The organism is Actinomadura sp. NPDC023710, assembly GCF_040639875.1.
GTDB classification, from domain to species: domain Bacteria; phylum Actinomycetota; class Actinomycetes; order Streptosporangiales; family Streptosporangiaceae; genus Spirillospora; species Spirillospora citrea.
On record NZ_JBFAGB010000012.1, the window covers coordinates 124,365 to 135,643 of the forward strand.

Annotated in this window: 12 protein-coding genes; 2 read left to right on the forward strand and 10 right to left on the reverse strand. The window is 71.6% G+C overall.

Features of this window, described 5'->3' with window-relative positions:
- Window positions 1-5: 5 nt before the first annotated feature.
- The gene (locus AB0H37_RS16265; protein ID WP_360613384.1) at window positions 6-479 is read right to left on the reverse strand and encodes a helix-turn-helix domain-containing protein; all 474 of its coding nucleotides are present in this window, start codon (window positions 477-479) and stop codon (window positions 6-8) included.
- An 83-nt stretch (window positions 480-562) separates the two neighbouring features.
- On the opposite strand from AB0H37_RS16265, the gene AB0H37_RS16270 reads away from it, so the two are divergent.
- The gene (locus tag AB0H37_RS16270; protein ID WP_360613386.1) at window positions 563-1,756 is read left to right on the forward strand and encodes an MFS transporter; all 1,194 of its coding nucleotides are present in this window, start codon (window positions 563-565) and stop codon (window positions 1,754-1,756) included.
- A gap of 98 nt (window positions 1,757-1,854) precedes the next feature.
- Here the strand turns inward: AB0H37_RS16270 and AB0H37_RS16275 are convergent, their stop codons facing one another.
- From AB0H37_RS16275 to AB0H37_RS16315, 9 genes are all read right to left on the reverse strand, one after another.
- Window positions 1,855-2,397: a DUF1707 domain-containing protein gene (locus AB0H37_RS16275; protein ID WP_360613388.1), complete on the reverse strand. Its 543-nt coding sequence runs from the start codon at window positions 2,395-2,397 to the stop codon at window positions 1,855-1,857.
- Window positions 2,398-2,448: 51 nt separating this feature from the next.
- Window positions 2,449-3,078, reverse strand: a complete 630-nt coding sequence (locus tag AB0H37_RS16280) for an acetate uptake transporter (RefSeq protein ID WP_360613390.1) — start codon at window positions 3,076-3,078, stop codon at window positions 2,449-2,451.
- 346 nt (window positions 3,079-3,424) lie between these two features.
- Entirely contained in the window at window positions 3,425-4,288 is an 864-nt protein-coding gene (locus AB0H37_RS16285) for an SDR family NAD(P)-dependent oxidoreductase (RefSeq protein ID WP_360613392.1), read from the reverse strand.
- The gene (locus AB0H37_RS16290; RefSeq protein WP_329096878.1) at window positions 4,285-5,253 is read right to left on the reverse strand and encodes an alpha/beta hydrolase; all 969 of its coding nucleotides are present in this window, start codon (window positions 5,251-5,253) and stop codon (window positions 4,285-4,287) included. The genes AB0H37_RS16285 and AB0H37_RS16290 overlap by 4 nt, the downstream gene beginning before the upstream one ends.
- Before the next feature lie 78 nt (window positions 5,254-5,331).
- Window positions 5,332-6,660: a HAMP domain-containing sensor histidine kinase gene (locus tag AB0H37_RS16295; RefSeq protein WP_360613394.1), complete on the reverse strand. Its 1,329-nt coding sequence runs from the start codon at window positions 6,658-6,660 to the stop codon at window positions 5,332-5,334.
- Window positions 6,657-7,340, reverse strand: coding sequence for a response regulator transcription factor (locus AB0H37_RS16300; protein WP_329096874.1), 684 nt, complete (start codon window positions 7,338-7,340; stop codon window positions 6,657-6,659). Before AB0H37_RS16300 ends, AB0H37_RS16295 begins: the two co-directional genes overlap by 4 nt.
- Window positions 7,341-7,430: 90 nt before the next feature.
- Window positions 7,431-7,892, reverse strand: coding sequence for a DUF5666 domain-containing protein (locus AB0H37_RS16305; protein ID WP_329096872.1), 462 nt, complete (start codon window positions 7,890-7,892; stop codon window positions 7,431-7,433).
- Between the two features lie 174 nt (window positions 7,893-8,066).
- Complete coding sequence (gene recQ, locus AB0H37_RS16310) at window positions 8,067-9,893, reverse strand: DNA helicase RecQ (RefSeq protein ID WP_360613397.1); 1,827 nt, start codon at window positions 9,891-9,893, stop codon at window positions 8,067-8,069.
- A gap of 44 nt (window positions 9,894-9,937) precedes the next feature.
- Entirely contained in the window at window positions 9,938-10,600 is a 663-nt protein-coding gene (locus tag AB0H37_RS16315) for an HAD family phosphatase (protein WP_329096869.1), read from the reverse strand.
- A 191-nt stretch (window positions 10,601-10,791) separates the two neighbouring features.
- On the opposite strand from AB0H37_RS16315, the gene AB0H37_RS16320 reads away from it, so the two are divergent.
- Complete coding sequence (locus AB0H37_RS16320) at window positions 10,792-11,250, forward strand: hypothetical protein (protein WP_329096868.1); 459 nt, start codon at window positions 10,792-10,794, stop codon at window positions 11,248-11,250.
- Window positions 11,251-11,279: the final 29 nt, after the last annotated feature.

The window sequence follows — 11,279 nt, forward strand, 5'->3', positions numbered from 1 at the left end:
TCCGCTCAGGACGGTTCGCGCTCAGTGGGACGCCGTACTGAGGTCGTGTCGCTCGTCAGGGGGGCGCCGTTCGCTGCGATGGGCAGGAGGTCGGGTACGCGGGCGCCGTCGTCGTCGACCAGGACGGAGTGCGTCTCGCCCGCTGTGAAGGCGTGGCGTTCGCCCCACTGCCGCAGCGTGACGATCACGGGGAAGAGGTCCTTGCCCGCCTCGGTGAGCGCGTACAGCCGGCGCCTGCCCGAAGGGGCGTCGACCTGGGTGAGCAGGCCGTGGGCGGTCAGCTTGCGGAGCCGGTCGCTGAGGATGTTGCGGGCGATTCCGGTGCGCTGCTGGAAGTCGGTGAACGAGCGGGCGCCGTCCATCGCGTCGCGGACGATGAGCAGGCTCCACCGGTCGCCGACCAGGTCGGCGGTGCGGGCGACCGGGCAGACCGGGTCCGTCCAAGCGGGGTTCTGTCCGTCGGTCTCGTCGCGTGCCATCAGCCCTCCAACGAGTTGCGTAATGAAACCATTCTGACCTAACCTCCGTTCGGTTTCAAAATGAAACCAAACGGAGGTGGACTGTGCACGGGAGGACGAGGCTGCTGCTGGCGGCGGTGTGCGGGGTCGCGGTGGCGAGCGTCTACGCCGGGCAGCCGGTACTGGGCGTGATGGGACGCGATCTGGGCGTTCCGGTCGACTCGCTCGGCTGGTTCGTGGCCGCCGGCCAGCTCGGGTATCTGGCAGGGCTGGTGCTGCTGGTGCCGTTGGGCGACATGCTCGACCGCCGGCGCCTGATCGCCGCACACCTCGGCCTCGTGGCCGCGGGTGCGGTGACCACCGCGGCCGCCCCGGTCGCCTGGGCGGCCTTCTCCGGACTGGCCGCGGCGGGCGTGTTCGCGGTGGTGGTGCAGACCGCGGTCGCGTACACGGCGTCGATCTCCCCGTCGGCCGAGCGCGGGCGCAACCTCGGCATCGTGACCTCGGGCGTGGTGATCGGCATCCTCGGCGCGCGGGTCGTGGCGGGAGTCCTCGCGGACCTGTGGGGATGGCGGAGCGTCTACCTGGCCCTGGCCGCCCTCGCCGGCGTGCTCGCCCTGCTCACCCTCACCGTGCTGCCCGCAGATGTCCGCTCTGACGGGGCACGGTACGGACAGGTGCTCCGGTCCCTCGGTGGGTTGTTCGTGCGGCCGGTGTTCCTCAGCCGTGGGCTGATCGCGTTCTTCCTGTTCGCGTCGTTCGGCACCCTGTGGAGCGGCATGGCCCTGCCGCTGGCCGCTGCGCCGTGGCATCTCAGCGAAGCGCAGATCGGGCTTTTCGGTGTCGCGGGGCTGGCCGGGGCTCTGGGCGCCGCCCGGTCCGGACGGTGGGGCGACGCCGGGCACGCGCGCCGGGTCACCGGCCTCGCACTCGGGCTCCTGCTCGTCTCCTGGGCCGCGATCGGACAGCTCTCGTGGTCGCTGCCCCTGCTGGTCATCGGCGTGATCGTGCTCGACTTCGCCGTCCAGGCCGTCCACGTGAGCAACCAGCACACTCTCACCGCCGCCTACCCCGACCGCACCAGCACCACCATCGGCGCCTACATGGTCTTCTACTCCCTCGGCTCGGCCCTGGGGGCGGCCGCGACGACGGCCCTGTTCGACGCCGCCGGCTGGATCGGCCCCACCGTCCTCGGCGCGACGCTTGCGCTCTGCGCCCTTGCCACCTGGGCTTTCACCCCCTACACGGCGGACCGCGTCGCCCACCGTCCGCAGCTCGAACAGGCGGAGAACGTTTGAGCGGGTGGCGAGATCGTCACCGACGACGTCGAGTCGGCGCGGCGGTGGTCGGGTCCGAGCCGGGTCGTGGACGCGAGGGCCGCAAGGCCGGGGAATCGCTAGCGGCGGGCGTGGCGGATCTTGAGGCGGCCGAGGCCCATGGCGCCGGTGATGCGGATCTTGGGGCCGCCGGGGCGGGTGGGACGGCGGGGCGTGTAGCGCGCGTCCTTCAGCCCGGTGTGCAGACCCTCGATCTCGACGATCGCGTCACGAGGGACGGTGATCTTGGCACGGCCGGTGCCGACCTGCAGTTCGATGTCGACCACCGGGTGATCGATGATCGCCTTGGACAGGTCCAGGTGCACCCGTCCGAAGGCGGACTCGACCTTGAGGACGCGGGGTACCCGCCAGGGGCCGCGACGCTTGATCCGTCCGGTGGCGGCGCCGATCGTGGACGTGGTGCCTGCGTCCTCGTCCGGGAGTGCGGCCAGGGGCGTCGCGAGGTCGCCGTGGGTTCTGGCGCTGAGCACCTGGTCGAGGCGCTCGTCCATCTCCTCGTGCGTGAGGTGCCCTTTGGCGTACGCCTCCCGCAGGCGCTGCACGGCGGTGTCGCGCTCGTCGTCGCCGACGAGGCGCGCCAGATTCTCCGGACGGGGGGTCACGCCATCACCTTAGCGCCGTCCCCGCGATCCGGCCCGGGAGGGAGCCGCGGATCAGCGGGGTTCGATGCCGGGGACCAGGCGGTGCCTGAGGGGCTTGCCGACGCCGAGGAAGGTGTGGCCCGTCATGCCGTTGATGACCCCGGCGGCGGAGGCGTACCAGGCGCAGATCGCGGTGAGGACGCCGAGGTAGCCGCCGATCTTGATCGTGGTCTCGCTGGTGGCGAAGTTCCCGATGAACAGGATGATCTCCGTGGCCTCCAGGGCGACGAACACCGCCAGGACGGCCTGGTTGACCTGGGTCGCCCAGAGCATCATGTAGGTGTTGAAGATCGCGAAGGCGAGCAGGATCCAGCCGAGGTCGTTGGCCTCCTGGGCGGGAGTCGTCTCCCCGGCGATGAGGACGGCGTACAGGCCGAGACCGAGCCAGAAGCCGCCGTAGGACGAGAAGGCCGTCGCGCCGAACACGTTGCGACCGCGGAACTCCCACATCCCGGCCAGGATCAGGACGAGGCCGCCGTAGGCGAGGGCGTAGGCCAGCCAGGCGTCGGTGCCGTCGGTCCACCCGGCGTTCTTGACGGACAGAAGGAACAGGGTCAGGGCGAAGGCCGCCAGGCCCAGGGGGGCCGGATCGGCGATACCGGACGGGGTGTGCGGGATGGACTCTTGCTCGACGTGGGTCATGGTGCCTCCTCGCTGGAGTCCCATCGCCTTGTCTCGCGCGGTCTCGGCCGGACAGGGATGGACGAAGGAATGCGGACAACGGACGTCCGGACGTCCCGGATGGGACCGTTATCTCCTCGGCCCTGATTCGGATCATAACTCCGCTCGCACGTCAGGTCAGGCGCCCCTTCGTGGGGCATTTCCGGCATATCCCCACTAATCACGGTCACCGAGGCGGAGGGGCGAAACGGCGTCCCCCGATATGGGAAATCATTTGCCTCGTGCGGAAGGTGTTCCCTCTCCATGGGGAAGCTTCGTTGAATGGCCGATCGGTTGGGCGGGCAAGCCTTGGCGAAGGCGTTGCCGACTACTTGACGACGGCGGGGCTGAAGATGGGCGGGTCGCCGAGGTGCCCGCGGTGGGAGCGGGGACTGCTTCCGTCGACGTCCACCACGCCCAGTTCGGCGCCGAGTTCGGCCCCGATGTGGACCTGCCCGCTCCACCGCATGAACTCCGGGTGCCGGGCGAGCGCGTCGATCACCCGTCCGCTGAACTCGGCGGACTCCGCCCCCGCGGCGAACGACTTGTACCGGTCGGGGACGCCCTCGAAGAGCGCTCTGTTGCGCTCGGTCTTCAGCAGACCCATCCACAGCGAGATGACGGCGACATTGTAGGGCTCGAAGTCGACCGCCATGTCGTGCGCCATCTTGTCGACGGCGGCCTTTCCCGCGCCATAGGCCGGGCCGTGCATGTAACAACGTCCGCCGAAAGAGGAGGTGTTGACGACGAGGCCCGCATTGTTCCTCACCAGCAACGGGGCGGCGTAGTAGCCGGCCACGTAGGCGGAGCGCATCCCCACGTCGAACATGCTCTGGAGCCCCAGCGGCTTTTCCCAGAACGGCCCTTCGCGGGTGAGGCCGTCCGGAATCGTGAACGCGTTGTTGACGAGGACGTCCAGCCTGCCGTGCTCGCGTTCCACCCGCCTGAACAGGTCCGCGACCTGCGCGTCGTCGGAGTGGTCGCAGATCACGGGCACGCCGGTGCCGCCGCGGGCGTCGATCTCCTCGGCCGTGGCGAGGACCGTGCCCGGAAGGTCGGCGTCGCCCTCCGAGCGGGTCCGGCCCGTCACGTAGACCGTCGCGCCGGTCGCGCCGAGGGCCAGCGCGATGCCCTTCCCGGCGCCGCGGCTGGCGCCGGTGACCACGACGACCCGGTCTCCGGTCAGGCTCACCTGTCGCTCCCCGCGAGGAATCCGAGCATCGCCGCCGTGGTCTCGGCGGGCCTCTCCATCTGCATCATGTGGCCGGCCTGCTTGATCATGTGGACGCCGCGGACGTCGGCGTGGTGGTCGCCGAGCCTGTTCAGGGGGTCGTCGCCGTGCCAGCCCTCAAGGTCGGCGTCCTGCTCGCTGCCGATGAAGTAGTACGGGACGGGATTCTTCCGGTCGCCGTAGGACTTGCGGTACTCCCAGGACAGGTCCATCGCCCGGTACCAGTTGAGCCCGCCGGTGAAGCCGCTGCGGCCGTAGGCGTCGACGTAGAACTCCAGTTCCGGCTCGGTCAGCCACGTCCACGGGAGCGGCGGCGTCTCGGGGAGGGCGTCGATATAGGACGTGCCCGGAGGTTGCCGCCAGACGTCGAGGTAGTGGTAGTCGCTGGAAAGCGCGTAGAAGACCTTGCGCAGGAACGCGCGGGGCGCGGCGGCGAGGTCGCGGTCGGCGACGCCCGGCTCGACGAAGTAGTGGATGTGGTTGAAGTGCCGTTCGGCCTGGCGGGCGGCCAGCGTCAGGGGCGACTCGTCGCTCGGGGTGAAGAACGGGTTCTCCAGGCCGATGATCGCGGCGACGCGGTCCGGGTGGTGGTGGGCGAGGTCGTAGGCGGCGAAGAGGCCGAAGTCCAGGCCGCTGAAGACGGCCTTCTCCTCGCCGAGGTGGTCGAGGAGGCCGGTGAGGTCGCCCACGATGCGGTCGACGTCGTACTCGCGGTGGTCCCGGGGGCCGCTGGTGTGCCCCATGCCGCGCATGTCGGGCGCGACGACGCGGAATCCCGCGTCGGCGATCGGACCGATCTGGTGGCGCCAGCTGAACCAGATGTGCGGGAAGCCGTGCAGGAGGACGACGAGCGGCCCCTCGCCCTGCTCCACGTAGTGGACGTCCAGGCCGTTGATGCGCGCGTACCGATGACTCCAGCCCGCCATGCTGCGGTTCCTTCGGTTCGGGGAGCCGACCTTCGGACTGTGCAGGACGATGCCCTCGGCGGCACCGGCAGGTCCCGCTCAGTGGGAACCCAGCGTGATGCGGACGATCGTCCCCTTGGACGGTTCGGACAGCAGTTCGGCCCGTCCGCCATGGGCGGCGGCGATCGCGGCGACGATGGGAAGGCCGAGGCCGGTACCGCCCTGCGTGCCACGGTGGAAGCGTTCGAAGGCGCGGGCGGCGTCTTCCGGGGACATGCCCGGTCCCTCGTCCGCCACCTCGATGAGGCCCGGCGCCAGACGGATGGTCGTGGGCGTTCCGGGGGGTGTGTGGGCCCGCACGTTGGCCAGAAGGTTGGCGAAGACCTGGCGGATGCGGGCCTCATCGACGGTCGCGACCAGGGTGTCAGGGGCGTCCAGCACGATGGGACGGTCGGGGGCGGCGACGGCCGCGTCGGCCACGGCGTCCCGGGCGAGGGCGGCGAGGTCGGTGGGGGCGGGGTGCAGGGACGCCTCGCGGTCGAGGCGGGCGAGTTCGAGGAGGTCGGTGACGAGACTGTTCATCCTGCGGGCCTCCTCCTCGATGCGGCGCATCGCGTCGGGCAGCTCGTCCGGCCCGAGCGCACCGTGCCGGTAGAGCTCGGCGTAGCCCTGGATGGCCGTGAGCGGCGTGCGCAGCTCGTGGGACGCGTCGGCGGCGAACTCGCGGACGCGGGCCTCGGAACGGCTGCGCGCCCAGAACGCATGCTCGATCCGCTCCAGCATCACGTTGATGGCGGACGCCAGGCGGGCCACCTCGGTGCGCCGTCCGGGAGCGGGCATGCGGGCGCGCAGGTCGCCGCCCGCGGTGATGGCGTGCGCCGTGGCGGCCATCCGGCTCAGCGGCAGCAGGCCGCGGCGGATGAGCCACCGGCCGAGCACGAGCAGGACCGCGAGCAGGAGGGCGGCGGTGGCGATCTCGGACAGCACGAGGTTGCGGACGGCTGCGTGGATCTCGGTGAGGGGGGACGCCACGACGACGAAGCCCTTCCCCCAGGGACGCGCCACCGCGCGCAACCCGGGGAGGGAGAACGGTTCGAGGTCGCGCGCGCGGGCGGCCAGCTCGTCCGGGCCCAGCCGCCCCACCTCGCGGACGGCCTGCTCGGGCGCGGGCCCGTCCCCGCTGAGGACCCGGACCCGCCCCGCCGGGCCGACGGCCAGCACGACGAACTGCGCTGGAGCGACGCCCTGCTCGGGCAGGCCGGGACGCAGCAGACGCGTCACGGCGCGGTCGCGGGTGGCCTGGAGCTGGCCGTCCACGCGGTGCATCAGGTACCCGTTCAGGACGAGCGCGCTGACCAGGCCCATGATCGCCAGCCCGGCGGTGGTGATCGCGAGCAGGCCGGTGAGCAGCCGTGCGTTGAGCGTCATGGCCGCAGCGCGTAGCCCACCCCGCGCTGGGTGTGGATGAGCGGGGTGCCGAGCGGGTCCAGCTTGCGGCGCAGGTAGCTGATGTAGGTCTCCACGACCTGCGGGTTGCCGTGGTCCCAGCCCCACACGCCGTCGAGGAGCTGGGCGCGGGAGAGCACCATGCCCGCGTTGCGCATCAGGTAGGCGAGCAGCCGGAACTCGGTAGGCGACAGCTCGACGGGGACGCCGCCGCGCCGCACCGTCCAGTGCGCCTCGTCGAGTTCGAGGTCGGCGACGCGCAGCACGGGCCCGGCGGAGGGCTCCGGCGGGGCCGCCCGGCGCAGGACGGCCCGCACCCGGGCGATCAGCGCCTCGATCGAGAACGGCTTGGTGACGTAGTCGTCACCGCCGAGCGTGAGACCCGTGACGGTGTCGGACGGCGTGTCCCGCGCGGTCAGGAAGATCACTGGGATCTGGTCGCCGCCCCCGCGCAGCCGCCGGCACACCTCGAAGCCGTCCAGGTCGGGCAGCATGACGTCCAGCAGGACGAGGTCGGGCCGAGACTCCCGGACGGCCCCGAGCGCCTCCTCGCCCGTGCCGGCGGTGGCGGTCGCGAAGCCGTGGAAGCGCAGCGCGACCTCGATGAGGTCACGGATGTTGGCCTCGTCGTCCACGACGAGGACCCGCCGGGTCTCGCTCATCGGCTCCCGCAGCTCGCTCCCTCGCCGGCCTCGTGCCGGCACATCGGGCTCACCCGCCCGAAACTACCCGGCACGGTGAGCGCCGGTGCACTAGCGGTGCCGGGGGACGCGGATCAGGCGCGCGGTCCGGGTGCCGCCGGAGCGCTCCCCGGCCACGAGCACTTGGTCGCCGCCGGCCAGGCCCTTGAGGGACGACTTCTCGCCGTTCTTGCGGACGTGGGTCTTGCCGTCGGACGTCCACGTCCAGGAGACGCCGTCGTCGCTGCGGACGGTCACCCCGGTCGCCGAGACGGCGGTGATCTTGCCGCGCTGCCAGGTGGCGAGGTGGAATCCGTCCTTGCGCTTGACGGTGGCCTCGCCATGGACGCCGCGCAGAGCGCGCGCCCGGCGGAGGGGGTGCCCCTTGCCGGGGTGGCCCTTGCCCGCGTGCGCCGTGGGGGAGGGGGAGGGAGCGGGGTCGTCGGCGAAGGCGGGGACGGAGAAGTAGAGTCCGAGCCCGAGGAGCCCGGCGGCACCGGCCCCGGCCGCGATCGTCTTCCGGTTGTTTCGCATGCCGGACATGTAAGCGGTCGCGTCTGGCAGAAGTCCACGCGGAACCCTGGGAGAACCCTGAGAGTTCCCGAGCACCGCCTGGAGGATCGGACGCGTTCCGCCGCCTCTCGTCCCTCGCCTGAGGTCGGGGCACCGCCCGCTGCCCTGCGGAGAAGGCGGGGCGGTGGCCTTGGTCTAGTCGGAGGCCAGGGTTTCGAGGACCTGGTCGCCGTACTTGGCGAGCTTGTTCTCGCCCACGCCGTTGACGCGCCCCAGGGCCGCCAGGGAGGTGGGGAGGGCCGTGGCGATCTCGCGCAGGGTCGCGTCGTGGAAGATGACGTAGGCGGGGACGCCCTGCTCCTTGGCGGTCGCGGCGCGCCAGGCGCGGAGGCGCTCGAAGATCGGCATCGACTCGGCGGGGAGCTCGACCTGGGCCTTGGCCGCCTTGGCGGTCTTCGCCGCCTTCGCGACGGGGCGTTCGGCCTCGCGGCGCATCATCACCTTGCGCTCGCCGCGCAGCACGCCGGCGCTCTCGTCGGTCAGGACGAGCGTGCCGTGGTTGCTCTCCACCGCGATCAGGCCCTGGGCGAGGAGCTGGCGGACGACGCCGCGCCACTCGACGTCGCGCAGTTCGGCGCCGATGCCGAAGACCTTCAGCGAGTCGTGGTCGAACTGGATGACCTTCGCGTTCTTCTTGCCGATGAGGATGTCGACGATGTGGCCGGCGCCGAACTTCTGGCGCCGCTCGCGGTCGAGCCGGACCACGGTCGACAGGACCTTCTGGGCGGGGACGGTCGCGTCCCACGTCTCGGGCGGCGTGAGGCAGGTGTCGCAGTTGCCGCAGGGCTCGCCGGACTGGCCGAAGTAGTTCAGCAGCTGGACGCGGCGGCACTCGACCGTCTCGCAGAGGGCGAGCATGGAGTCGAGGTGCATGCCCTGGCGGCGGCGGTGCGCGGCGTCGCCCTCGCCGCCGTCGATCATCTTGCGCAGGTTGACGACGTCCTGCAGGCCGTAGGCGAGCCAGGCGGTGGACGGGAGGCCGTCGCGTCCGGCGCGGCCCGTCTCCTGGTAGTAGCCCTCGACGGACTTCGGCAGGTCGAGGTGCGCGACGAAGCGGACGTCGGGCTTGTCGATGCCCATGCCGAAGGCGATGGTCGCGACCATGACGAGGCCGTCCTCGCGGAGGAACCGCGCCTGGTTCGCCGCGCGGATCTCGGCGTCGAGGCCCGCGTGGTAGGGGAGGGCCTCGATGCCGTTCTCGCTCAGGAACGCCGCGTTCTTCTCCACCGAGTTGCGGGACAGGCAGTAGACGATGCCCGCGTCGCCCTTGTGCTCGCTCTGGAGCAGGCGCAGCAGCTGGCGCTTGGCGTCGGTCTTCGGCTCGATCCGGTACTGGATGTTGGGACGGTCGAAGCTCGCCACGAAGTGGCGGGCCTGCTCGAGCCGGAGGCGTGACGCGATCTCGCCGCGGGTGGCCTCGGTGGCGGTCGCGGTCAGCGCGATGCGGGGGATCTCGGGCCAGCGTTCGTGCAGGCCGGACAGCGTCAGGTAGTCGGGGCGGAAATCGTGCCCCCACTGCGAGACGCAGTGCGCCTCGTCGATCGCGAAGAGGGAGACGTCGCCCCGGTCGAGCAGCTCGACGGTCGCGGCGAGCTTCAGCCGCTCCGGCGCCAGGTACAGCAGATCGAGCTCGCCCGCCGTGAACTGCGCCTCGGTCACGCGGCGCTCGTCGAAGTCCTGGGTGGAGTTGAGGAAGCCCGCGCGGACGCCGAGGGCGCGCAGCGCGTCCACCTGGTCCTGCATGAGGGCGATGAGGGGCGACACGACGATGCCGGTGCCCTTCCGGACGAGCGCCGGGATCTGGTAGCACAGCGACTTGCCGCCGCCGGTCGGCATCAGGACGAGGGCGTCCCCACCGGCGACCACATGCTCGATGATCTCCCGCTGGCCGTCCCGGAACGCGTCGTAGCCGAACACGCGCCGCAGGGTGTCGAGGGTCTCCGGGGTCTCAGGGGAAGTCACCGGGCCATACTACGAACCGCCGCGGACACCCGTCCCCCGAACCTTCACCTGTGGACGACCGCCTCCGCGAGCTCGGGCGTCAGCTCGTCCAGGCCGTCCGCGACGTGCGCGGCCAGCGCCAATGCGTCGGGCGAGGGCGGGTGCGCCGGACGCGGGATCGCGATCACCGCCATCCCCGCCGCGTGCGCCGACCGGAGCCCGTTGCCGGAGTCCTCGACGGCGACGCAGTCGCGCGCCGCGACCTCCAGCCGCGCCGCGACGGTGAGGTAGCCGTCCGGGGCGGGCTTGCCGCGCTCGACCTCCTCGGTCGACACGGTGGCGCGGAACAGGCCGTCCACCCCGAGATGCCCGAGCACGAGGTCGATCAGGGCGCGCGGGGACGAGCTGGCCAGCCCCAGCGGGCGGTACCCGGCCATCCGGCGGACGGCGTCCTCGGCGCCCGGCAGCAGCGGCGGCCCGTCCGCGTACCGCTGCGACATCCGGTCGACCACCTCGTAGGCGACCTCCTCGGCCGTGACGCCGTCGACGAGGTCGGAGGCGATGTAGTCCGCCCACTCCTCGGTGCTCATGCCCATGAGCCGGTCCTGGGTGTCGGGGAGCCAGCGCCCGCCGCGCTCGGCGACGTAGCCGCGCCGCACCTCCTCCCACACCGGCTCGGAGTCGATCAGGACGCCGTCCAGGTCGAACACGATGGCCTGCACGGGCATGGGCCCTCCACGGATCTCGTCGCGACGTCCCGTCACTACCCGCCGCGATCACATCGGAACCCGCCGCGGTCGGTTCGGACGAATGCCTCTGACCAGCATTTATCCGGCGAATCCGACATGATCGACTTTTGGTCTGGCATGGTGGGGGGCCTCCGTTCCCCCTCCGGAGTCACTGCAGAGGAGATCTGCCCATGGTGTTCCTCGGTTTTCTCCTGGTCGCGGCCGCCATCACGGTCGGCGCCGGTGTCGTCATGGACAACACCGGCCCCGCGAACCTCGTCGTCTTCGGCCAGACCGTCCCGGGCCTGGAGAGCGAATGGCAGGTGTTCCTCTCCGGCGCGGGCGTGGCCCTCGTCTTCCTCGCCGGCATGTCGCTCGCCTTCACCGGCGCGGCCCGCCGCATCCGCACCCGCCGCGACCTGCGCGACCTGCGCGAGGAGCACGAGGAGTCGCTGACCACGCTGGAGATGGAGAAGCGCCGCCTGGAGCGCGAACTTGCCCGCGTCCGGCAGAGCCCGCCCCGGCGGGACGCCGCGCGGACGGGCGCGCCGCGCGAGCCCGCCGTGCAGGGTGCCCGCGTCGCGGGCGGGAGGTCCGACACCCGCTCGCAGGCCGCCGCCACCTCCCCGTTCTTCGACCGCACCGAGTAGGACGCGGCGCCGGCGGGTCATCCGCGGTG